This window comes from Acrocarpospora corrugata (genome assembly GCF_009687845.1).
GTDB classification, from domain to species: Bacteria; Actinomycetota; Actinomycetes; order Streptosporangiales; family Streptosporangiaceae; genus Acrocarpospora; species Acrocarpospora corrugata.
This window is the reverse complement of record NZ_BLAD01000041.1, coordinates 40452-62686: the sequence shown is the minus strand read 5'-3', so window position 1 is coordinate 62686 and position 22235 is coordinate 40452. Positions and strand designations below refer to the sequence as shown.

Sequence of the window (22235 nt, the reverse complement as noted above, 5' to 3'; positions counted from 1 at the left end):
ATTGCTTCGGATCGTAGGGAGCGGGTGTTCAGCCGGGATACAGGCCCGATACAGGCGCGCTACCCGTGGGCGGCCTCGCGGATGAGGTCCACGGCGGCGGCCGGCTCCGGGATGGCGACCGTGTGCGACCCGCCGGCCAGTTCCACGGTGCGCCGGGAGCCGGCGCGTTCCGCCATGAAGCGGTGGGCGGCCGCGGGGATGTTCTTGTCCTCGCCGCCGAACAGGAACCAGGACGGGATCGACTTCCAGGCGGGCTCGCCCGACGGCTCGGTGAGCGCCGACTCCGTGATCGGGCGCTGCGTCGCGGCCATGATCGCGGCTTCGCCGGGCGGGGAGTCGCCCGCGAACTGCGCGTGGTAGCGGTCCTGCCGGATGTAGAGGTCGGTGCCGCCGTCGGGCAGTTTGACCGCGGCGAGGGTCTCGCCGAGTGTCCCGCCCTCGTAGCGGCCGGCGAGGTCGGCGGCGCTCTCGCCCGCGTCGGGGGCGAAGCCGCCGATGTAGACGAGGGCCTTGACGTTGGGGTTTCCGGTTCCGCCGTTGGTGATCACCATGCCGCCGTACGAGTGGCCGACGAGGACCACGTCGCCCTCGATGTCGGTGAGGACGCTGCGGAGGTAGTCGGCGTCGCCGGCCACACCGCGCAGCGGGTTCGCGAGCGCGAGCACCGGGTAGCCGTCGGCGAGCAGGGCCGCGATGACGCCGTTCCAGCTGGACGACTCGGCGAACGCGCCGTGCACGAGCACGATCGTGGGTCTGCCCTCGGCCGTCATGGTGACGCTCATGTGCTTGCTCCTTCGGTCGAGCGGCGCATCCTGGCGGATGGCCGTTCTCCGATGGTCGCCGTACGGGGTCGTCGCTCGTATCCGTGGGTGCCTAGCGGCGATGCCTGGACTTCAGCTTGCCCGGTCGTCGGCCAGGACGCGGTGGAGCTGGCTGCGCGAGGTGATGTCCAGCTTGGCGAAGATCTTGCGCAGGTGGTACTCGACGGTACGCGGGCTCACGAAGAGCCGGCTGCCGATCTCCGAGTTGGTGAGGCCCTTGGTGGCGAGCTGGGCGATCTGCCCTTCCCGGGGGGTGAGGTCGCCGCCGGTCGGGACGTTGCGCCGCTGGGCGGTCTCGCCGGTGGCCCGCAGTTCCCGTGCCGCCCGTTCGGCGAAGGCCGCCATCCCGATCGTGGTGAACAGCCGGTGCGCGGTACGGAGCTGCTGGCGCGCCTCGATCCTGCGCCGTTCCCGGCGGAGCCATTCGCCGTAGAGGAGATGCGCCCGGGCCAGGTCGGGGCGTAGCCGGGTGCGGCCGAGCCGGTCGATCGCCTCCCGGTAGAGGTTCTCGGCCGTGGCCGGTTCGCTGACCAGCGCGCGCGTACGGGCCTCGATCCCGAGGGCCCATTCGGTCGGGCTGACCCGAGCGGTTTCCGCGAGCTGCCTCGCGGCCCGCAGGGCCAGCGCGCGGTCGCCGCTGCGGGTGGCTGCCTCGACCAGTTCGGCTGGCGCCCACTGCGCCGCGGCACCCGGCGTGGGCGGGTCCGCGCTGGCGCGCTGGGCCGCGGCGCGGGCCTGGTCATACCGGCCCAGACCGTTGTAGAGCACGGCTCTCGCCCAGTCGGTGACGGTCATCCCGGCCCCCTCCCCACGGGATGCCGCCTCGCTGGAACTGATCCGCATCAACTCTTCGGCCTCGGCTTCGCGACCGCGCCACGCGGCGAGCGCCAGAGCGCCATGGTTGATGATCCGCAGCCCGGTCGCCGTGGTGATCGCCTGAACCTCCGCGCTCAGCGACGCCGCCTCGGCCAGCTCGCCCTCGAACAGGTGCACCATGACCCGCGAACTGAGCGCCAGCGGCATCTCGGCGAGCGCGCCGGTGTCCCGCGCGAGTGCGACATGACGGTCGGCCAGCGTGCGCCAGGCATCGCCGTCCCACAGCGCCACAGCGGCGTTGGACACCAGCCAGAATTGCCGGAGTTCGGCCCCATGGCCGAGAAAGGCCGCCACGGCACGGCGCAGCACCGGTGCCGCCGCGCCCGGGTCAGCGGTGAAAAGCGACACCAGTCCGTCAAGCAGGAGATCCTGGGTCGCGCGGACGGCGGCATCGCGCAGGCCAACCGCACGACCAGGCTCCAGTGCCGCGCGGACGGCGACGTCACGCAGGCCAACGGCACGCGCGCGGACGGCCGCGTCACGCAGGCCAACCGCACGGGCCGCGCAGGCGGCGATGTCGCTCAGGCCACCGCCGCCGACCGCCAGGCGGCCGGCGAACATCGCGGCCGACATCGCCTCCAGGTAGGTGTCACGGGACAGGTCCGGATCCAGCGCCCGGAGCTGCCTGGCGGCGTCGAGCAGTAGCGGCGGAGCGGCGTTCCCGCGATTGGCGGTGAACGCGATCTCAGCGTGCAGCAGCGCCGCATAGGCTCGCTGCCGCTCGTCGAGCGGCCCCGCCAGCGCCACTCCGAGAAGCCCCGACGCCGCTTCCGGCGCGCCGGCCTCCTTCTTGGCCCTGGCCGCCGCCAGCGCACGTCCCGCGCGGCGGCCCGGCTCCGGGGTCAGCTCGGTCGCCCGCTGAAGGATCGCGGCCACCGCCGCCAGGCCGCCGCGTGCCAGCGCACGCCCAGCCGAGCGTTCCAGCTCGGCGGCGACCTCCTCGTCCGCCCCGGCCGTCGCGTGCGCCCGATGCCAGGCACGCCGATCCGGATCGGCCGCGTCGGTGGCCTCCGCCAGCGCGTGGTGCGCGCGCCTGCGCTCCTCCGGTACGGCGGCCAGGTACGCCGCCGAACGCGCGAGCGGATGACAGAACCGCACCCGAGCCCCGAACTCACACAGCTCGCCTGCCGCCGCCGGAGCCGCCGCGCCGACCCCGAGCCCCGCCGCCGCCCGCCACACCAGAACCGGATCCCCGAGCGGCTCGGCTGCCGCCACCAGCAACAGCCATCGCGCGTCCGGCGGCAACGACTCCAACCGCCGCCGGAAACTGTCCTCGGTCCCCCCGGGCGGCGGCTGAGCGGCCGGCAGGCCGAACCCGCCGGCGAGCGCGGCCGGGGTCATCCCGTCCGCGAACTCCAGCAGCGCCAGCGGATTGCCGTGCGCCTCGGCGACGATCCGGTCCCGCACCTGCCGATCCAGCGGACCCGGGACCACCGAGCGCAGCAGCGCCCGCGCGTCCTCGTCCCGCAGTCCGCCGACCACCAGCTCCGGCAAACCGGACAGGTCGTGCGTGGCATCGCTGCGGGCCGCGAACACACACGCCACCGACTCGGTGGAAAGCCGCCGCGTGACGAACGCGAGCACCTGCGCCGACGTGCTGTCCAGCCACTGCGCGTCCTCGATCACGCACACCAGCGGCCGGTCGTCGGCCACCTCCGCGAGCAGGGTCAACACGGCCAGCCCGACCAGGAACCGGTCCGGCGGCGGCCCCGCCCGCAGGCCGAACGCGGCGCGCAGCGCGTCATGCTGCGGTTCCGGCAGCCGGTCCAGCCGCTCCAGCATCGGCGCGCAGAGCTGATGCACCGCCGCGTACGGGAGCCCCATCTCGGACCGCACGCCCGCGGCCCGCGCCACCCGGCATCCGGCGGCCTGCTCGACCAGGTACTCCAGCAGGGCCGACTTGCCCACGCCCGGCTCGCCGCGCAGCACCAGGCACTGGCTCTGGCCGGCACGGACCGCCGCCATCAGCCGGTCGAGCCTGTCGCGCTCGGCATGGCGGTGATCCAGCAGAGGGGCGGCCCGGCGACGCGGAACGTGGAGCCATCGTCCCTGGGAGAGGTTCGCCTCACGTAAGAGGGTCATAGCGGTTCCCTTTCGGACATGGGATCGGCGGCGATGAGCGCTTCGAGGGGCAGCAGCGCCGAACCGGTGGCCACGGCGTCGCCGCCGAACTTGGCCACCAGCAGCTGGAACTGGCCGCCCGGTCTGGACAGGCTGTGCTTCTTGATCGCGGCGGTGATGCGGTCGCCGAGTGACTCCATCAGCCGCAGGCCGACCCAGCCGCCGATGACGATCCGTTCCGGGCCGGTCAGGTTGACCATGCCGCCCAGCGCGGCCCCCAGGCAGTCGATGACGTCCTCGATGATCGCGCTCGCGGCCGGGTCGCCCCGGTGCGCGGCGGCGATGAGCTCGCCGACGGCCCGCCAGCCGGTGCCCTCGAAGACCGCTCCGGTGTCCCGCCAGGCCGCGAGGATCGCGTCGGAGCCGATGGTGGCCTCGACGCAGCCCCGGTTGCCGCACCGGCACAGCCGGCCGCCGCGCTCGATCACCATGTGGCCCCACTCCCCCGCGCTGGAGTGGGCGCCGTACGCGACCTGCCCGCCGGTGATGACGCCGAGCCCGACGCCGCGGCCGAGCAGCGCGACCAGGGCGTGGTCCGCGCCGCGGGCGCCGCCGAACCACAGTTCGGCCCTGGCCTGCATCTTCGCGCCGTTCTCTGCGAGGACGGGGATGCTGCCGGCGTCGCACAGGGTACGGACCGGGATGGGCGGCCAGCCGAGGCTCTGGGCGTACAGCATCTGCCAGCCGTCCCGGCTGGTCTCGACCAGGCCCGGCAGGCCGAGACCGATGCCGAGCAGGGTCGGCCACCGGTCGGCGTTGCGGTCGTGCAGCGCCATCAGCGCCTCGTGCAGCCCTGCGCCGATCCGCTCGGGCCGCTCCTCCTCGGCGCCGCCGCGGAACTCGCGGTCGATCCGGTTCATCGCCAGGTCGAACATCTCCACCGCGACGCCGCGTTCGCCGATGTCGGCGCCTATCGTGATCGCGCTCTCGGCCCGGGGGCCGATCAGCGTGATGGGCCGGCCGCCGCGCGAGGACACCGAGCCGCGTTCCTCGACCAGGCCCGCGGCGATCAGTTCGGCGACGAGGTTGCCCGCCGAGGCCGTGGACAGGCCGCTCTCCCGCGCGATGGCGGCCCTGGTCGTCTCCTGCGCGAGTATCACCTGCTTGAGGACCAGCGCCCGGTTCCGCTGCCGGAGCGTGGTGACGGTGGACACTTCGGGCAGGGTGAGAACGGGCCGGCCGCCTCCGGGTTCGACACTCATGGTTCCTCGCCTCAGTTGCCGATGGTCACGTTGAGGGCCCGCAGCCGCGCGGTCCTGGTCGCGTGGGCGACCAGCCGGCCCTCCCGCCAGGAGATCTCGAACGCGTCCGGCTCGTCGGAGTCGGCCTGCCAGCCGAACGGATGGCTTTCGAGCGGAAAGTGCAGTTCCTCCCCGGCGTGTACGGTCACGGGCATCATTTCCGCGTCCGCGTACGGCCGGCCCGAGGCGCGGTCCCACACTCCATCATGGTCGTACCTGGCGAAACGGTCGCGGAAGGTCGGCGACTCGTCGATGAATCCCCACCCGGGGATCCGCAGCGGCGCCCGGCCGAACATGGCGTTGACGATCTCCGGACGCTCCCGGCAGGCCCGCACCGCGACGGAGTCGAGGAAGTCCTCCAGAATGGCCCAGGCCAGGCCGGGCTCCACCGCCGCCTGCGGATCGGCGATCAGCGCCCACCCGTCGGGAAGGTCCGCCGAGAAGGGAGAGGTGAGGGTGTCGAGTTTCTTCCACGGCCAGAAGTTCCAGCCGATCCCGTGCTGCTCGTACAGCCGGTGCGCGGTGTAGATCCACTCCGGGGTGTTCTCCCCGCCTTCCCCCATGTAGATGGGCAGGCCAAGGCGGTCCCGGGCGTCCAGGTACTCCTGGATGCTGGACCGGTCGGGCGGACACCAGTATCGGTGGAACTGCAACGCGGAGTTGGCGTCGAGGACGTCGGTGAAGATGGACCAGTTCGTCGCCCAGTGCGAGCCCTCGTAGACGATCAGGTGGGACGGGTCGATCGCGCGGATCGCGGCGGTCAGGTCACGGTAGAGGGCGACAAGCTCCGTTGGGTAGACGTGCTGCCACTCGTTCGGCAGCGGCTCGTTCAGCAGGTCGTACCCGAGCACCACGGTGCTGTCCCGGTACCGCCGGGCGATCTCCTCCCACAGGTGGATCGTCAACTCCCGGTTGCGGTCGTCCATGAACAGTTCCGGCTTGCCGTTCGGGGAGTCGTCGATGTTGGTGCCCGTCTGCCCGCCCGGCGCTCCGTGCAGGTCGAGCAGCACCCACAGGTTGTGGGTCTCGCACCAGCGCAGCAGGTCGTCGATGTGCGCGAAGCCGTCCAGGAAGACCCCGTCCTCGCTGACCAGGCCGCGGGAGTTGAGCGGCAGCCTGACATGGTCGAACCCCAGCCGGGCGATCTCGGCGATGTCCTCCTCCGTCACGTAGCTGCCGCGGAACCTGGCCCAGAACTCGGCGGCCCGGCCGGGCCCGACGAGGGATTCCACCCGCCGCTCGATCTGACGGGCCGAGTTCATCTCGTCACCGAACTTCCACATGTAGCCCTCGGCGAGCAGCCAGTTCCCGAGGCCGATGCCGCGCAGCAGCAGCGGGGCACCCGAGCCGTCGATCAGCCGGGAGCCGCTGGCATGGACGAAACCGGCGAAACGATCAACCATGGACTTACCTTGCTTTCTAACTTGAGGCTTTCTTACTTGAGGCCGGACAGGGTGAATCCGCGCACGATGTGACGCTGGAACACGACGAAGACGATCAGGACCGGCACCACCATGAGGGTCGACCCGGCCATCTGGAGCGACGGGCTGGTCGCGATCTGCCGGTTCAGCAGCGACACCGCGACCGACAGGGTGTAGAGCCGGTCGTCGCCGGCGATGATCAGCGGCCAGAGGAAGCTGTTCCAGGCGCCGATGAAGGTCAGCACGATCTGGACGGCCAGGATGGGCCTGGCCAGCGGCAGCACGACGCTCCAGAAGATGCGCGCCTCACCGGCCCCGTCGATCCGGGCCGCCTCGACCATCTCGGTGGGTACGGCGGACATGAACTGCCGGAGCAGGAAAACCCCGAATCCGGACACCAGCCCCGGGATCGCGATGCCGACCAGGGTGTTGGTCAGCTTCAGGCCGTTGAGAAGGAGATAGGTGGGGATCATCGTCACCTGCACCGGGATCATCATCGTGGCGAGCACCAGGAAGAACAGGAATCCCCGGCCCCGGAAGCGGAATTTCGCGAAGCCGTACCCGGCCATCGCCATGAACACCACCCCGGCCATGCTGATCAGCACGACCGCGATCGTGTTGACCAGGTAGCGGCCGAAGTCCAGCTGCCCGAACAGCTGCGTGAAGTTCTCCAGGGTGGGCGCTTGTGGCAGTAACCGGGGCGGGTACTCCACCGACTCGGACCGCGGCTTCACCGAGCCGAAGATCATCCAAAGGAACGGGAACGCCGTCAGCAGGGCCCCGGCACCCAGGACGCCTCCGACGATCGCGGGGCTAGCGATCCGCATCGGACCTCCGCGCGCGCAGTTGAAGGAGAGTCACTCCGGCGATGATCAGGAACAGCACGAGGGTTCCGGCGGAGGCGTAGCCGAACCGGCTGGCGGAGAATCCCTCCTGGTAGAGGAAGAGGGACACGCTCGTCGACTCGCCGAGCGGCCCGCCCTTGGTGAGGACGAAGGGCTCGTCGAAGAACTGCAGCCAGGCGATGACCGTGGTGACGGCGACGAAGAAGAACGCGAACCGCAGCAGCGGGATGACGATCGACACGATCTTGCGCAGCCCGGAGGCGCCGTCGAGCTCCGCGGCCTCCAGATACTCGCGGGGAATGCCCTTCAGCGCGGCCAGGAAGATGATGATGTTCAATCCCGTGCCACGCCAGACCGCGACGAGCGCCACCGAGAGCTTCACCAGCACGGGATCGCTCAGCCACTGCGCCGGCGGCAGCCCCACGGTCGACAGCAGGTGGTTGACCAGGCCGAACTGCGTGTTGAGCAGGTAACCCCAGACGAGCGAGACCGCCACGATCGCGGTGACGGCCGGGGCGAAGTAGAATGCCCTGAGCGTGCGGAAGAAGCGGTTCTCGCTGCGGTGGAGCAGGAGCGCGACCACGAACGAGACGACGATCACGGTGGGGACGCCGAGCAGCGCGAAGATCCCGGTGTTGGTGAGGGCCTGCCAGAAGGCGCGGTCGGCGAACAGCTCGCGGTAGTTCTCCAGGCCGACGAAGTCGATCCTGGACCAGTCGGCCAGGCCCGCGAGGTTCATGTCGGTGGCGCTGACGGGCAGGGCGATCAGAATCGGAAGTACTCCGAAGGCGAGCAGCAGGATCATCGCCGGAGCGATGAAGGCGTAGGGGGCGAGATGCCGTCTCAATTGACGGCCGTGCCGTCAGTCGCCGCGTACAGGCCGCGGAGGGCGGTGTCGCGGTCCGCGCCGGTCAGCACGATGGAGTTCAGGGTGTCCAGGAGCGCCTTTCCGGTCTCGCCGTCCCAGTTGGGCACCAGCGGCAGGGGTACGGCGTCGCCCAGCTGCTTGACGTACACCGAGACGAGCGGGTCGGCGGTGAGTTTCGGATCGGTGAGCGCGGCCTTCGTCACGGGCAGCTGGCCGTCGAGCTCGAACCAGTGCAGCTGGGTCTGCGGCTGGGCGAGGAAGTCGAGGAGACGCAGGGCGCCGTCCCGGTTGTCGCTGGAACCCCACACGCCGAGGTTCGAGCCGGCCAGCAGGGAGGTGTGGGCGGCGTCGCCGGGGATCGGTGCGACCGACCACTTGCCGTTGAGCTGCGGGGCGGCCGAGGCGACCGCGCCGGCCAGGTAAGGGCCGGAGACCAGCATCGGGGTCGCGCCGGAGACGAAGCCCTGAATCTGGTCGAAATCGGCGTTGGTGGGCACACTCCCGTCGGCGTACAGGCCGACGTAGATGTCGACGGCCCGATGGAACTCGGGGGTGTCGAAGTCGACCTCGCCGCTGTCACCGACGATGCCGCCGCCCTGGGTCCAGGTCATGATGACCGGCAACGCGCTGTCCCACTGCGGGACGTAGTAGCCGTAGGAGCCCTCGCCCCGGCCGGCCAGGATCCTGGCGTCGGCGCGGACCTCGTCCCAGGTCACCGGTGGCCTGCTGATGCCCTGCGCGGCCAGGATGTCGGTCCGGTAGAACAGCACGCGGGTGTCGCCGACCCACGGAACGCTCACCTGGTCGCCGCCGGGCCCGGCCATGCCGTCGAGGAACTCGGCCGCGGCGAGACCGGGATGGTCCCGCAACGTCTGGTCGTCCAGCTTGAGCAGGGCCCCGGAGTCGGCGAAGGTACGCAGCTTCGACAGGCCGATCTGGAGGACGTCGGGCCCTTCGCCCGACGCCACGGCGGTGGTGAACTTCTGGTCGATGGAGTCCCACGGGATGGCGACGGGGTCGACCCTGATGCCGGTCTGATCCGCGAACGGCCGGACGAGTCGCTGGAAGGGGACGGCGCTGTCACCCATGATCCACACGGTCAGCGCGCCGGTGTCGCCGGCGGCGGACACCGAACCGGAGCAGGCGGCGAGCACGAGTGAGCACGCCGCGACGATGGGCGCGGCGAGCGCCAGGCGAGGTCTTCTCATCAGAGGTGATCCCTCTCAGACAGCGGCGCCAGAGTGTTTGGAATTGACTTAGCCTAAGACATAGACAAAGTATCTCCGAGGACGGACCATCGCAAGTGTCAGCTTCGAGGAGGTCCGAATGAACCGTCGATGGCCCGCCGCCGCCCTCGTCTCCGTACTTACCGCCACCACTCTCGTGATGACCGCGCGACCCGCGTCCGCCTTCGACTCGGCCGACTTTCTCAAGGTCAGCGGCTCGGTGCTGAAGAAGGACTCCGGCGCGGGGGCGACCGTCAACCTGCGGGGCACCAACCTCGGCGGCTGGCTGACCCAGGAGGAGTGGATGTCACCCCTCGGGGAGTTCGCGCTCGACCGTACCGGCTGGACGGCCACCGCCTCGGCGGGGAACGCGGCGCTCGCCGTCGACGGCGACGACGGCACCCGCTGGACCACGGGGGCCGCCATGAACGGCGGCGAGTGGCTGAGGGTGGACCTGGGCGCGCTGTCGCGCTTCAACCGGGTCACCTTCAACTACACCGGCTTCGCGGGCGGGGACTTCGCCCGCGCTTTCACGGTCGAGGTCTCCACCGACGGCTGGAACTGGACTCCCACGTACACCGGCGCGGGGAGCCCCGCGAACACGGTCACGACCGCCCGCCTGTCTTCGGTGACCGCCCAGTACATCCGGGTCAGGCAGACCGGGAGCGCCGGAGACTGGTGGTCGGTCGGCGAGCTCAACGTGTTCAACGACGCGGATTCTTTCGATCGAACGCAGTGGACCGTGTCGGCGTCGGGCGGCTCGGGTGCTCCCACCGTGCTCGACGGCAATCCCGCCACCCGGTGGACCTCCGAAGCCGTCCAGGCGCCCGGCCAGTGGGTCAAACTCGACCTGGGCGCGCGGATGACGATCAACAACGTCTGGCTCGACACGGCGAAGAACACCACCTCCGAGGACGACTATCCCCGCGGCTACACCGTCGAACTGTCCAACGACAACACGACCTGGACGCAGGTCGCCGCCGGCGCCGGGACCTTCAAGGCCACCAACATCAACTTCCCCGCCGCGAGCGCCCGCCACGTCCGGGTGACCCAGACCGGCACCAGCTACCGATGGTGGTCGATCGGCGAGATGTCGGTCGCGCTCAACAGCGACGACTACAACCTCCAGCTCAGCCTCGACCAGCGCTTCGGCCGCGCCGGCGCGCAGACGATCCGGGACACGCACGAGGACACCTGGATCACCACGGCCGACTTCGACAAGCTCGCCGCCATGGGGCTGAACTACGTCCGCCTGCCCATCGGCTGGACCACGCTGCTCAACACGGACGGCACCTGGAAGTCCGACCCCTGGAGCAAGATCGACTGGGTTGTCGATCAGCTGTCCAGCCGCGGCATGTACACCCTGCTCGACCTGCACACCGTCCCCGGCGGTGGCTGCCCTTGGGCCAGTTGCGGCCGGATGGGTCCCAGCCCCGGCGGGTTCTGGGGCAGCGCCGCCTACCAGGACTGGACCGAGGACATCTGGCAGGCGATCGCCACCCGCTACGAGGGCAACCCGGCCGTCGCGGGCTACGACCTGATCAACGAGCCGCTGCTGGACATCCAGGAGGACGCCGACGACGTCACGCAGAAGAGCGCCTACTACGACCGGCTCTACGACGCGGTCCGCGCGATCGACTCCGACCACGTCATCGTCATGGGCGCGTTCTTCGGCTACAACGGCATCAGCCCGCCGTCGGTGCACGGCTGGAGCAATGTGGTCTACGAGCTCCATCCGTACGACATGGACCACGCCACCGACTGGGACCGGCAGAACCAGCTGGTGACCGACAACCTGAACACCCTGACCGAACTGCTGTCCGATCCCGGCGTTCCCGTACTGTACGGCGAGTACTCGCTCTACTACTACGACGACGTGTGGGCCCGGTGGATGGCCGGCCTCAACGCCCAGCAGCAGTCCTGGTCGAACTGGACCTACAAGGTCCGGGGAACCGACGCCGACGGGCAGGGCTACTGGGGCTTCTACTACAACCGCCCGGCCCCGATCCCAGTGATCAACAACGACGGTGCCGCCACGTTCGCCGGGAAGCTGCTGCGATTCGGCACGAACACTTTCACCGAGAACGAGCGTCTCGTGGCGACCGTCGCCAAATACGCCGGGGGCCTGTCCACCTTCAACCCCGTCGCCATCAGCAGGACCGGCTGGACGGCCACCGCTTCCTCGACCGGGCCGGGCGGAACGTTGTCCGGTGGCATCGACGGCAACAGCGCCACCCGCTGGAACACCGGCGCCGCGCAGGCCCCGGGGCAGTGGTACCAGATCAATCTGGGCTCACCGCGGACGATCGCCCAGGTCACTGTGCAGACACCGACCGGCGCCCTCGACGACTACCCGCGCGGCTACCAGTTGCAGTTCTCCATGAACGGCACCACCTGGACGACGGTCGGCACCGGAATCGGCTTCGGCTGGAAACGCCCGATCACCGTCACCCCGCAGAGCGCCCTATACGTCAAGATCACCCAGACCGGCGCGACACCCGAGAAGTGGTGGTCGATCGACGAGGTCACGATCTACTCGTCGTACTGACGGCGGTTCCCCGCAAAACAAAGAGAACCTAGCTCACCGCATGTGTGAGCTAGGTTCACCTGAGTGCGCCGCCAGGGACTTGAACCCCGGACCCGCTGATTAAGAGTCAGCGGCCCCGCGTGATCAACCGTCCGCCAGCCCGCCTGGGCGTCCCGTGTTGTGCCGTTTCGTCCCCGACTCCGCTGATTTTCATGCCGGTCCGTCCGCACCCGTGCCGGATAGGTTCCCGACATCCGAGCACACTACGAGCACACTGAAACCCACCTGATGTGGTCGTGATCTGTCACCGAACGTAGGGATGCAGCTTTCGCCCGGCCGCCGCCGGCCCGATGGGGCGTGACAGACACTCCATCGGCCTACCGTCAGGCCCAGGGCTGTGGACTGGACGAAACCCTCGGCCACACCTCCACCACCTTCACCCGCGACACCTACACCAGCGTGTTCCCCGAGGTCGCCAAGGCCGCCGCCGAATCCACCGCCGCCCTCCTCACCCCGCTACGAGGCACACCGTGACCAGCATCGACACGCTCATCCACACCCGCAGCAAGCTGACCCGGACCGAACTCCTCCGCGAACTGGCCGACCTGTCCGACACCGGGGCAGGGTCGCCGACCAGCTCAACACCGCCGTCCACCACGCCGAGAACCTGGAACTCCTGCTCCGGCAGGCAATCACCCAGGCCATGAACGACCTCACCTACGCCCGCGTCGCCCTCGACGAGGGACGGACCGTCAACGAACTGGGCGTCCTGCAGCGCAACGGGCAGAACGTCGACCTGTACGCCGCGAAGCTATCCGAAGCACGCATCCGCATCCAGGCTGTCCTCGCGCTCAGCCTCCAGGTCCTCGGCATCGAGTAGCCCGGTCACCCCACCACCAACAATGAGGTCGAGCCCCTTCGAGCCCTGGCCCGCCGAGCCGGGGCTCCTCTCGTTGAACGAGGTGATCGGCTGCGATATCACCGCCTTGGCGCAGACCTTGCCCCCGCCCGTGCTACACGAACTCCTCACCAGGTTCCGCGAAATGCGCGCCGAACAAGCGATCGAGCGAGACGAACCACGCCGCGAGATCACCGATGTCACATTCGGCAGGGGGGCGAGAAACCCTGACCGCCCAAGCTCGACCGGGGATCTGGAGGGCAATCTCTTCCCCGAACATAGCTGCTATTCCGTTCATGTCCAGCCTGGCCCGGACGGACGAACGGACGCCCTGGTCGGCCTTCCGCGTTTCAGCAATAGAGCAGCTCAGATGATCGTCTGCCCGGATATCATCTGGCCTTATGACCGGAAGCGTTGCCGTCCTGCTCGGCGACGACGCTGACCGGGAGGCGGGTGACCGTGCGGGGGCAACACTTACCGGCGCGGGCTGTCATCGACTGAAGGCGCGTTGGAGGCATCGTTGGTGGCCATAGCGCAGACGATCGCGCTTTACCGTCGCGCGGAGACGTTATGCCGGAAGGGCATCGGTTTGGGGGTTGCACTACTCTGCGCCATCGCCGCGCTGACAGGGTGTCGTGATCGTGCTGGTGACGCGCCCGCACGGCCTACGGCGTCGGTGGTGTCCCAGGAGATACGCAAGGTCGACTTCTCGAATCTTGAGTGGTTCGATTCGGTGACGGCTTCGACTGTAAAACTGGTCGATGGTGCCGCCAGACGCGACGCGGATAACGAGTCCGGAGGATTCAGCTGGCAACTGTCGGGACCGCCCCGGTACGCCGACGCCGACGGGGACGGCCATGAAGACGCCGCAGTGGGCCTGCGAGCGAATGGCGCTCAATTGGGAGCGGAGGCATGGTATGTCTGGCTGTGGCGCAACGGCCAGGCCCAACAGCTACGGTTGCCGATCGCCACGACATCACGGTGCGACCGGCCCATCGAGGCGGTGACGGCCGTCCCGCACGGCTTCATGGTCCAGAAGTTCATGTCCGTGAGCGAGGACAGCTGTGCTGGCGGCGGCTCCGTGCCGATCACGCATGTGGTGGGGGTGCGGCATGGCTGGCCCGTGCGCATCCACCCCTACTACGGACCGATAGCCTCGTGCGATCCCCGGGACCTCTCCGTAGCGTTGTACCCAGCGGGCAAGGTCTTGCTGTACACCTCGCCGGACGTTCGCTCTCCCTCGGTGGAGCCGACCGCCACCTATGACAAGTTTCTTGTGGACGAGTACAGCGCCGATCCTGAGCTGACCCCCGAATGGGACTGGATTCTCGGCATCGCGGTCAGTGGCGCCCGCAGAGTGTGCGGGTGGGCTCGTGCGGATCAAGTCCGAGCGTCGTCGAGATGAGTCGGCGGTGGGTGGCACCGGGTTGGCGTTGCCGCTGGACGGCACTACCGGGGTCGGTACCTCGACCATAGCTCGACGAGGTCGGTGCGTGGGCTGTCCGTGACGGCGACCGCGATCAAAAACGCCCCGGCATCCGTCCACACCAACGCCCGTTGGGTGGGACTCCATGCGAAGACGTGAAGCCCTGGTGGGGGTGTCTTCTCGCCACCCACCGGCTGGACAGGTGGTGCGGCATCGAAGTAGGCGCGCGCGACCTTGTTGTAGCCAGCCGGTCTGAAGTCGGCGAACAACATCGTGAGGTTCCCGTCGTTGGTGCAGTAGCTGCTGTGGACTGGTAGCCCGGCTTGGGTCTTGTGGGCTGGGAAGCTACCGGTGAGGGCAGTGTCTCCAGAGCCGGACCGGCATCGACTCCAGCTCGGATAAAGATCCCACGCCTCAATGAACTCCCGCATAGTCGACGAGTCGGCCAGCTCGCTGGGGACACCGGGAAGGCCAGCGAGGGGGTTCTCGCTGGGGACACCGGAAGGACTAGCGATGGAGTTCTCGCTGGGGCTCGCGGTGGGGTCTCCTGGTTGGTTGGATGCGTCGTTCAGAAGCGTAATGATCAGGATTAGTACGGCGGCGATGACGCCGACGGCGGACAGCAGTGTCGCTCGTCGTCGTGCCACTGGCCGGCGCTTGCCGACGTGGTCCCGATTGTCGGCCTCAGGATTGCCGCTGGCGCTTATGGGGGTTTCGGCTGGTGGCCGCGGGCGCAGTGCCAGGCGGATCCGATGGTCCAGCGCGTCGCCGTCCGTCAGGCCGGCCAGATGCGGACGGGGCGTGTAGCGACGCAGCACCGCGGCGATGACGGAGGCAGCGGTTCCCGTTGCGGAGGTCAGCCACGCGATGACTTTGCCGTGGACATCTGGACTCACCTGTTCGTTTGCGTCCAGGTGCAGGATGGCGTCGGAGGCGTCGTCGAGCAGATCCCATTGGGCCAGGCTCTCCGCGTGGTCAGCGATGGCCAACAGCCAAGTGGTGGCACGACCGTAGTCGTCGAGTTCCCGCCCGGCCGATCCGTTCGTCGAGTCCAGGAAACGGATCGCGCGCACCACCTCCCCGACGGCCTGCGGATCGGCCGACACCGCAGCCCGTAGCCAGTCATCGTCGAGAGCGACGAGAACGTCTTGGAAGAAGTCGTGATCAAGGTCGGACCGCGCCGCAAGCCGGAACAGCTCGACGAGTGCTGCCCGGTCCCCCGCGCGTACGGCGGGGAGAAGCCGCCCACCACGGGCCGCCAACTCCGTCGGCGCGTCGAACTCTGCCGCGACCATGGAAAGAAGCTCATCGACCGTCCCGATACGTCGATGGGGGTCGTGCATTGTCGCGGCCCGGACGATGGCGCGCCACGGCCCGGACGGAGGCAGCAAGGGAAGGTTCGGCTGCGGCCATGCACCCTTGAGCGCCCAGCCGATGATCTGCCCGATGCTGTAGATGTCGGCTGGGGGTCCGGCCACGTGAGCGTCGACCGCGAGCTCTGGTGCCGCGAATCCCTCGGTCCCGAACTGGACACCCACCTGTGTACGGCGAGGATCCGTGGTCTGGCCACGGGGCCGCCTGCCCAGCCCCCAGTCCGCGACCACCCACCGGCCAGCGAAACGCAGAACGTTGTCCGGCTTGAGGTCTCGGTGAATCCAGCCCTGCCGGTGCGGTTCACGCAACGCCCTGCATACGGCCGTCACCAAGGCACGCACTACCGCCGATTCTGAAGGCCCGGCAGCGAGGATTCGTGCCGTGCCATCCGCCAGCGGCATGACGAACCAGTCATACGATCGGCTCCAGTCCAGGACAGGAAGCACATGTGGATTGCCCCCGAACAGGCGAGCCGCCTCCACCTCGCGCCGCATCCGCGCGAGAGCATCGGGGGAGCGCCAGTTGAGTCTCTTGAACGCGACACGCACACCGGTGGGTTTGTGGACGGCGCCGAAGACCGTCGCCTGACCGCCCCCGGCGATCGGCCTAGGGTCGAGGGCGAAGTCCCTACGCGAGCCCCGAGCCGCGAGTCGGACCACCTCAAGCGCGGCGGTCAGGCCAAGACTGGCCACGTCGTCCGTCCCCGGCCCCTCCGATTCCGAGGCCTTGCCGTTGGCGTGTGCCGACATCAGCGGCAGGCGACGGATTCGCCGTACTGACAGCCGATCTGCCTCACTCCGAGCTACCTCCATGCCTGTGCTAGAGCGGGACCTAGGGGCCGGGTCACGGGGCCGATATCGGCAACAAGGTGATCCGGTCGCTTCGTGGCAAGACGACCGACATTGACCAGCATTGCCTAGCCAGCAGACGGAGACTATCGCGAGTCATACGAGCAGTTTCAGCTCAATCGCAAGCTCGTCGGCAAGTCCCGCCCCCGCATCGGTAGCGAAGCGGGGAGGGTTATGGGCTCTCGTTGGCGATGCGTAGCCAACGCCGGGTGTGGTGATGATGGCGGGGGTTGGCCGAGTTTGCGGTGGAGGCGGCCGATGGTGACGGTGACGGTGTTGGTGAAAGGGTCAGCGTGTTCGTCCCAGACCTGTTCGAGTAGGGCTTCGGTGCTGAGGTGGGCGGGGTTGACGCGGAGGGCTTCGAGGAGTGCGAATTCCTTTACCGAGAGGTCCAGCGGGCGGCCGTCTCGGGTGGCGGTGCGATGGGGTTCAGTTCGATGCCAGCCACGCACAGCGTACGAGCCTGGACGGAAGGCTGGTGGCGGGCCAGGGAGCGGATGCGCAGGATCAGCTCGGGGAAGTGGAACGGTTTCGTCAGGTAGTCGTCGGCGCCGACATTTCGGCTGACGGAGATCTACACCCCGTGAGGCCCTACCTATCACGTAGCGTAACTATGCTGGTGAAGATCAACGATCTCCGTGAATACGGCGCCGATACGGCCGAGCACACACGGAGCACACCGAAGATCAAAAACGCCCGCAGGAGCCCGATTCGGCCACGCAAATTCGATCACGAAGCAAAGAAACCCCAGCTCACAGCATGTGAGCTGGGGTTCTTCCAGGGTGCGCCGCCAGGGACTCGAACCCCGGACCCGCTGATTAAGAGTCAGCTCCCTGACGTGCTAAACCGCGCGGGACGTCGACATCCTCAAGCGGGCCACGGCTTTCTTCGCACCACGCCTCGCGCGGCACGACGAGTGGGAGCAGGTCGTTCTTGGCCTCCTGACGGCCGCTTCGACGTCCCCACCACCATCGCCCCCTTCCGCGACCGCCTCTACCTCCCCAACGCGCGTTTCACCACAACGCCCACCCCGACGACCACGTACAACGTGGTGGCCATTAGCGTCACCGATCGTTCTTTCATGATCGGTCATTGCTGATCGTCGTGCCCGCGGTGACGGCGGGCACGCTCTCATACGTCCATGGTCGCGGGTCCCTGCCGGGGAGTCCTGCCCAAGCCAGGGACTCCCTGGTGGCTTCGGATTTTGCCGGGCGGCGGGCGGATGTGCTCGTTTGGTGTCTCGCGGGAGCTTGAACTTTGGCGTCTCATCTCAGGAACCGGGCGGCTGCTAGCGCAGTGTCATCGAGCGCGGCATCGAGGTCGAGTGATCCGCAAAGACCCTACCCGGAAGGGCTTCTACCCCACGATCGCCAATTGGCCCGAGACTTCGAGGCTCTCCAGAACACTTCCGGACGATGATCCACCGGGCGATGATTGACACTATGAGCCGACCCGAAGTTCCTGTGTCATCGTCCATCTTCCTCAGTACTATGTTCCATGGTACGTATCGACGATAAAACTTGACGGAACGCTGCAACAGCGGACGGGACGCGGCCCCATGCGAGTTCTGAAGCAGACCAACCTCCGGGAGCAGGCCAAGGAGGTGATCCGCGCCAGCATCGTCGGCGGGGAACTCGTATCGGGACAGGTCTATTCGGCCACGACCCTGAGCGGTCGCCTCGGCGTCTCGCCGACCCCCGTCCGGGAGGCCCTGCTCGACCTGGCCAATGAGGGCCTTGTCGAGCCGATCCGCAACCGTGGATATCGGATCCTCACCATGGCCGACAAGGATCTCGACGAGATCAGCGAGCTGCGGAAGATGCTTGAGATCCCGGCGATGCGACTGGTGGTCCAGAAGGCCGGCGATGCCGACCTCGCGGTCCTGGAGAGCAGCGTGGTCGCGATAGACGAGGCCGCTGCGGACAAGGATCTGGTGGCCTTTCTCAACGCCGACCGCACCTTCCATCTCGCGCTGCTCGGCCTCACCGGAAACAGCCGGTTGGTACGGCTTGTCGGGCAGCTGCGCGACCAGACCCGGCTGGTGGGGCTGAAGCGGATGGCCGACGTCGGCAGTCTTGCCGAGTCTGCGGCCGAGCACCGCCCGATCCTCGAAGCGCTCCGCGCCCGCGACGCGGACCGGGCCGAGTCCCTGGTGCGTCATCACCTGGATCAGACCCGGGGGATCTGGGCCGGGCGAAGGGAGACGTAACCCGCTTCTACCCGACCACCCGTCACGGCGCTACCCGCCCGTCGGCCGCGCGCCCGGCCAGCCGGCGCAGCGCGGTTCGGGCGACGACCAGGTCTTTCAGCGCCAGCCCCACTTGAAGACCGTCACCGTCTCGTCGGTGCGGCGACAGGCCGGTCCACACACGACATCCCGCAGCTCGACCTGCTCGCCGGCGCCGGAGACGACAAGGCGCCGGGCATCCGCGGAAGAGGTGTCGCGTCGCGAGAGCCGACACGGCGGCGGTACGCATCGCGGTCGGCGCGAGTGCCCGGGGCGAACCTGACGTAGATGCCGTGTATCAACGGCAAGGCCTTGGCCCCGGTTGGCCGGGTTGAGCGTGACGCCGACGCCCTCCGGGCCGTGCGTCGGCACGAGCAGAGATCGCCGTCGGGCACGGGAGATGCTCCCGGCGTAGCGAGTCGTAGTCACCTAGCCATCCGAAGGCCGCCTCAAGGGCGATGACCGCGTCGCGATAGTGAGCCAGATCGAACTCCGACGCCGTCGATGTGGCGGGGTGAGGTCGTGGTCATCAGGCGGCTCGTTGGTCGCGAACCCCAGTACCACCACCATGTCATGTGTAGCATATTATATGTCCTCGACCCGTGCGGGCGGGGCAGCATCCTGAGACAAGGAGCAGGCAGATGGCCGAAATGCCATACACCGGTGGGCCGCTGGAGCACGGCACGCAGGCGCAATACGACGAGTTCATTGCCAACGGCACCGGGAAGGCGGAGGCGTGGCGCGAGGAGCCGGCTCCCGTCCCGGTGGAAGGCGTAGCGGCATGAGCGCGGTGGACCTCACCAATGTCACGGCTCCGCTCGACCCGGATCTGCTGGACTACGTCCGCGAGCAGATGACCGAGCTGCAGATTCCCGGCGTCGCCATCGGCGTCGCCCACGGCGAGGCGGTGGCGGTCGGCGGCCTCGGTGTGACGAGCATCGAGAACCCGCTGTCGGTCAACGGCGACACCACCTTCCAGCTCGGCTCGATCACGAAGACGATCACCGGCACGGCGATCATGCAGGAGGTCGAACGCGGCCGGATCGACCTGGACGCCACCGTCCGCACCTACCTGCCCGACTTCGCGGTCGCCGACCCCGACATCTCCGCCCAGGTCACCGTGCGCCACCTGATGACCCACACCTCGGGCTGGGAGGGCGACATCTTCGAGGCCGCCGGATGGGGCGACGACGCGCTGGCCACATTGGTCGGACGGCTGAAGAAGCTGCGGCAGGTCACCCCGTTCGGCACGATGTGGTCATACAGCAACGCCGCGTTCTACCCGCTCGGGCGAATCCTCGAAGTGCTCTACAACGAGTCCTACGAGACGATCATCCAGCGTGAGCTCTTCGAGCCGCTCGGCATCAAGCACGCCGGCCACTTCGCCCACGACATCATCCTCGGGCGCTTCTCCGTGGGCCACGCGATCGGTCGCCACGGCCTGCAACTTGCACGGCCGTGGGCGATGGAGCGCTCGGCTTCACCGGTGGGGACGACCATGATGAGCGTCCGGGAATTGCTGCGCTACGCACGGTTCCACCTCGGCACGCTGGAACCGTCGCGGAACATCCTGACTCAGGAGACCCGGGAGCTGATGCGCCGGCCCGGCATGCCCGGCGTACGCAACGGCGAGCCGAATGGTCTGAACGGCGGCATGGGGCTCACGTTCATGCTCGGCAACCGCGGCGGCCTACACATCGCGGGCCACGGCGGTAGCGCCAACGGCCAGCCGGTCGACCTGTCGATGCTGCCTGACCACGGGTTCGCCATCGCCATCTTCACCAACCTGCAGAACCCCGGTCACACGCTCGCCAAGCGCGTGATCCGGTGGGCGCACAAGCAGTACTTCGGCATCGATGAGCCCGCGCCCGAACCGGCCTCGTTCGGAAATCTCGACGAGGCCGTGGGCACCTACGACACGTACGGGGGCGTGGCGCATGTCCGCCGTGAGGGCGACGAGCTGCGAATCGACAGCTTTTCAACCAGGGACTGGCTGGACAACATGGATCCGTCGAAGCCGGCCTCGCTCAACCAGCGATTCACCCCGGTCGGTACCGACACGGTCGCCGCCGAGCCGCTCAACGACGAAAACAAAGCGGTGTTTCTGCGCGACGACACCGGGGTCATTCGCTGGTTCCTGTTCAACCACCGGGCTGCGCTGCGCCGGGACGCATAAGGGCGCTTGATCCCAAGTTCCGGTTTGATGCCACGCCAGATCGAGGGATCCGCTGACGAGACGGCGGGGCCGTGATTCAGCCCCGGCTGCCGGGATCATATTCCCGCATGTCAGATGGATCGCTGAGATGGGCCGGCGCTCGGTTCGGCCCTCCAGGCCGGCGGCACGGTGCGTCGGCCGCCCGGCCCCGGAGGGTACCCGCCCCAATGTCCACATGATCGTCGTCCTTGCCCTTGGGTTCGGCACGAACGCCTTCAAGGAGCCGGTCACCTGCCCGCCCATCGGTGCTAGCCAGCACGGCCCAGTTCGTCGCGAAACAGCCGCACCACGTTGGCCCCGAGCACCTTTACCACGTCCGCCGCCGCCCAGCCGCGGCGGACGAGCACCTCGGTGACCAGGGGTAGCCCAGAGGGGCCCTCCAGACCGGGAAGGTAGGGGATCGGACCGTAGTCGTCGGGCTCGCAGCAGGGTGGGGTCGTGTCGGCGAACACCTCCTTGATGAAGTCGGGGCCGAGACCGACGTGGTCGATGCCGGCGACGGCGACCACGTGCTCGAGGTGGTCGACGAGCCGGTCCAGGGTGTGATCGGTCTCGTGCAGGTAGGGCGCGTAGAAGTTGACGCAGACCACACCACCGAGCCGGGCGATGCCAGCGATCTGGTCGTCGGTGAGATTGCGGTGGTGGTCGCGCAGCGCTCGGGCGGAGGAATGGGTGGCCAGCACCGGGCGGGTCGAGATCTCCAGGACGTGCTCGACGCCCGTCGCCCCGAGATGGCTGACGTCGAAGATCATACCCATGCGCTCCATCTCGCCGACGGCCTCGACCCCGGCCCGGGTGAGCCGGCTGCCGGTGCCGTCTTCGGCGCTGCCGTCGGCGAGGGCCGTACGGCCGAAGTGTGCCAGGGAGGCGACCCGGACACCGAGCCGGTGCAACGTCTCCAGCAGTTCGATGTCGTCACCGACTCCCGGAGCGCTTTCCAGCGCCAGGACGAGCGCGATCCTGCCGGAGGTCAGGGCGGCGTCCAGCTCGGCGCCGTCCCGGCACAACGCGACGGAGTCCTGGTTTCCATCGGCCAGCCGATGGGCGGCCTCGATCATCCGCAGCGTCTGGCGGAGCGCGCCCTCGGGCCGGTATGCGTCGGCGATGAACACCGGGAGCACCTGCAGGTCCACACCGCCTGCTCGCAGTTGGGGCAGCCAGCGCTCACGGAAGTAGGACGCCCATCGCGGCACCGGCCGAGCGACCACGGCCATGAGCAGATCATTGTGTGTGTCGGCCACTACGGCACCGCTGTGCAGGCCATGCCAGTCGTTCCTGGTGTCCACGGTAACCTTCACTTC

General features: G+C 68.5%; 20 protein-coding genes and 1 tRNA gene. 10 read left to right on the top strand and 11 right to left on the bottom strand.

The window, feature by feature from the left end; translation table 11 throughout:
- Positions 1-59: 59 nt before the first annotated feature.
- The 7 genes from Acor_RS08775 to Acor_RS08745 all read right to left on the bottom strand — a co-directional run bounded on the left by Acor_RS08775 (position 60) and on the right by Acor_RS08745 (position 9401).
- Complete coding sequence (locus Acor_RS08775; RefSeq protein WP_155336067.1) at positions 60-782, bottom strand: alpha/beta fold hydrolase; 723 nt, start codon at positions 780-782, stop codon at positions 60-62.
- Between the two features lie 111 nt (positions 783-893).
- Positions 894-3779: a helix-turn-helix transcriptional regulator gene (locus Acor_RS08770; RefSeq protein ID WP_155336066.1), complete on the bottom strand. Its 2886-nt coding sequence runs from the start codon at positions 3777-3779 to the stop codon at positions 894-896.
- Positions 3776-5020, bottom strand: coding sequence for an ROK family protein (locus Acor_RS08765; protein WP_155336065.1), 1245 nt, complete (start codon positions 5018-5020; stop codon positions 3776-3778). Before Acor_RS08765 ends, Acor_RS08770 begins: the two co-directional genes overlap by 4 nt.
- A gap of 11 nt (positions 5021-5031) precedes the next feature.
- Complete coding sequence (locus Acor_RS08760; protein ID WP_155336064.1) at positions 5032-6462, bottom strand: glycoside hydrolase family 5 protein; 1431 nt, start codon at positions 6460-6462, stop codon at positions 5032-5034.
- 32 nt (positions 6463-6494) lie between these two features.
- Positions 6495-7307, bottom strand: coding sequence for a carbohydrate ABC transporter permease (locus Acor_RS08755; RefSeq protein WP_155336063.1), 813 nt, complete (start codon positions 7305-7307; stop codon positions 6495-6497).
- Positions 7294-8172: a carbohydrate ABC transporter permease gene (locus tag Acor_RS08750; protein WP_155336062.1), complete on the bottom strand. Its 879-nt coding sequence runs from the start codon at positions 8170-8172 to the stop codon at positions 7294-7296. Before Acor_RS08750 ends, Acor_RS08755 begins: the two co-directional genes overlap by 14 nt.
- The gene (locus tag Acor_RS08745) at positions 8169-9401 is read right to left on the bottom strand and encodes an extracellular solute-binding protein (RefSeq protein WP_155336061.1); all 1233 of its coding nucleotides are present in this window, start codon (positions 9399-9401) and stop codon (positions 8169-8171) included. The genes Acor_RS08750 and Acor_RS08745 overlap by 4 nt, the downstream gene beginning before the upstream one ends.
- Before the next feature lie 118 nt (positions 9402-9519).
- On the opposite strand from Acor_RS08745, the gene Acor_RS08740 reads away from it, so the two are divergent.
- A complete protein-coding gene (locus tag Acor_RS08740; protein WP_155336060.1) occupies positions 9520-11967 on the top strand; it encodes a discoidin domain-containing protein in 2448 nt (815 codons plus the stop codon).
- Positions 11968-12031: 64 nt separating this feature from the next.
- Here the strand turns inward: Acor_RS08740 and Acor_RS08735 are convergent.
- Positions 12032-12110 (bottom strand) — tRNA-Lys (locus tag Acor_RS08735).
- A gap of 193 nt (positions 12111-12303) precedes the next feature.
- Between Acor_RS08735 and Acor_RS08730 the strand changes: the two genes are divergently transcribed.
- From Acor_RS08730 to Acor_RS08710, 5 genes are all read left to right on the top strand, one after another.
- Positions 12304-12480 (top strand): hypothetical protein, encoded by a 177-nt coding sequence (locus Acor_RS08730; protein ID WP_155336059.1) that lies wholly within the window; start codon positions 12304-12306, stop codon positions 12478-12480.
- Positions 12477-12653: a hypothetical protein gene (locus Acor_RS08725; protein ID WP_155336058.1), complete on the top strand. Its 177-nt coding sequence runs from the start codon at positions 12477-12479 to the stop codon at positions 12651-12653. Before Acor_RS08730 ends, Acor_RS08725 begins: the two co-directional genes overlap by 4 nt.
- Positions 12650-12826 carry a hypothetical protein gene (locus Acor_RS08720; protein ID WP_155336057.1) on the top strand — a complete coding sequence of 59 codons (177 nt, stop codon included), beginning with the start codon at positions 12650-12652 and terminating at the stop codon, positions 12824-12826. The genes Acor_RS08725 and Acor_RS08720 overlap by 4 nt, the downstream gene beginning before the upstream one ends.
- A gap of 73 nt (positions 12827-12899) precedes the next feature.
- Positions 12900-13286: a hypothetical protein gene (locus Acor_RS08715; protein ID WP_155336056.1), complete on the top strand. Its 387-nt coding sequence runs from the start codon at positions 12900-12902 to the stop codon at positions 13284-13286.
- 78 nt (positions 13287-13364) lie between these two features.
- Positions 13365-14249 carry a hypothetical protein gene (locus tag Acor_RS08710; RefSeq protein WP_155336055.1) on the top strand — a complete coding sequence of 295 codons (885 nt, stop codon included), beginning with the start codon at positions 13365-13367 and terminating at the stop codon, positions 14247-14249.
- A 44-nt stretch (positions 14250-14293) separates the two neighbouring features.
- On the opposite strand, the gene Acor_RS08705 is transcribed toward Acor_RS08710, so the two are convergent.
- Both Acor_RS08705 and Acor_RS46170 read right to left on the bottom strand, forming a co-directional pair.
- Positions 14294-16393 carry a serine/threonine protein kinase gene (locus Acor_RS08705; protein WP_170316853.1) on the bottom strand — a complete coding sequence of 700 codons (2100 nt, stop codon included), beginning with the start codon at positions 16391-16393 and terminating at the stop codon, positions 14294-14296.
- A 209-nt stretch (positions 16394-16602) separates the two neighbouring features.
- Entirely contained in the window at positions 16603-16944 is a 342-nt protein-coding gene (locus Acor_RS46170) for a winged helix-turn-helix domain-containing protein (protein ID WP_218034194.1), read from the bottom strand.
- Positions 16945-17105: 161 nt separating this feature from the next.
- Between Acor_RS46170 and Acor_RS08695 the strand changes: the two genes are divergently transcribed.
- From Acor_RS08695 to Acor_RS08680, 4 genes are all read left to right on the top strand, one after another.
- Entirely contained in the window at positions 17106-17591 is a 486-nt protein-coding gene (locus Acor_RS08695; protein ID WP_155336053.1) for a hypothetical protein, read from the top strand.
- A 459-nt stretch (positions 17592-18050) separates the two neighbouring features.
- A complete protein-coding gene (locus Acor_RS08690; RefSeq protein WP_155336052.1) occupies positions 18051-18701 on the top strand; it encodes a GntR family transcriptional regulator in 651 nt (216 codons plus the stop codon).
- Positions 18702-19360: 659 nt separating this feature from the next.
- The gene (locus Acor_RS08685; protein ID WP_155336051.1) at positions 19361-19504 is read left to right on the top strand and encodes a hypothetical protein; all 144 of its coding nucleotides are present in this window, start codon (positions 19361-19363) and stop codon (positions 19502-19504) included.
- Positions 19501-20895: a serine hydrolase domain-containing protein gene (locus tag Acor_RS08680; RefSeq protein WP_155336050.1), complete on the top strand. Its 1395-nt coding sequence runs from the start codon at positions 19501-19503 to the stop codon at positions 20893-20895. Before Acor_RS08685 ends, Acor_RS08680 begins: the two co-directional genes overlap by 4 nt.
- Positions 20896-21182: 287 nt before the next feature.
- On the opposite strand, the gene Acor_RS08675 is transcribed toward Acor_RS08680, so the two are convergent.
- Complete coding sequence (locus Acor_RS08675) at positions 21183-22232, bottom strand: dipeptidase (RefSeq protein ID WP_246238510.1); 1050 nt, start codon at positions 22230-22232, stop codon at positions 21183-21185.
- Between the last annotated feature and the right edge of the window lie 3 nt (positions 22233-22235).

Coding starts and splice junctions, on each gene's coding strand:
- Acor_RS08680 (WP_155336050.1), top strand. CDS start 19,501: ATGAGCGCGGTGGACCTCACCAATGTCACGGCTCCGCTCGACCCGGAT.
- Acor_RS08765 (WP_155336065.1), bottom strand. CDS start 5,020: ATGAGTGTCGAACCCGGAGGCGGCCGGCCCGTTCTCACCCTGCCCGAA.
- Acor_RS08770 (WP_155336066.1), bottom strand. CDS start 3,779: ATGACCCTCTTACGTGAGGCGAACCTCTCCCAGGGACGATGGCTCCAC.
- Acor_RS08695 (WP_155336053.1), top strand. CDS start 17,106: ATGCTGGTGAAGATCAACGATCTCCGTGAATACGGCGCCGATACGGCC.
- Acor_RS08760 (WP_155336064.1), bottom strand. CDS start 6,462: ATGGTTGATCGTTTCGCCGGTTTCGTCCATGCCAGCGGCTCCCGGCTG.
- Acor_RS08740 (WP_155336060.1), top strand. CDS start 9,520: ATGAACCGTCGATGGCCCGCCGCCGCCCTCGTCTCCGTACTTACCGCC.
- Acor_RS08685 (WP_155336051.1), top strand. CDS start 19,361: ATGGCCGAAATGCCATACACCGGTGGGCCGCTGGAGCACGGCACGCAG.
- Acor_RS08745 (WP_155336061.1), bottom strand. CDS start 9,401: ATGAGAAGACCTCGCCTGGCGCTCGCCGCGCCCATCGTCGCGGCGTGC.
- Acor_RS08775 (WP_155336067.1), bottom strand. CDS start 782: ATGAGCGTCACCATGACGGCCGAGGGCAGACCCACGATCGTGCTCGTG.
- Acor_RS08720 (WP_155336057.1), top strand. CDS start 12,650: ATGAACGACCTCACCTACGCCCGCGTCGCCCTCGACGAGGGACGGACC.
- Acor_RS08705 (WP_170316853.1), bottom strand. CDS start 16,393: ATGTCGGCACACGCCAACGGCAAGGCCTCGGAATCGGAGGGGCCGGGG.
- Acor_RS08690 (WP_155336052.1), top strand. CDS start 18,051: ATGCGAGTTCTGAAGCAGACCAACCTCCGGGAGCAGGCCAAGGAGGTG.
- Acor_RS08755 (WP_155336063.1), bottom strand. CDS start 7,307: ATGCGGATCGCTAGCCCCGCGATCGTCGGAGGCGTCCTGGGTGCCGGG.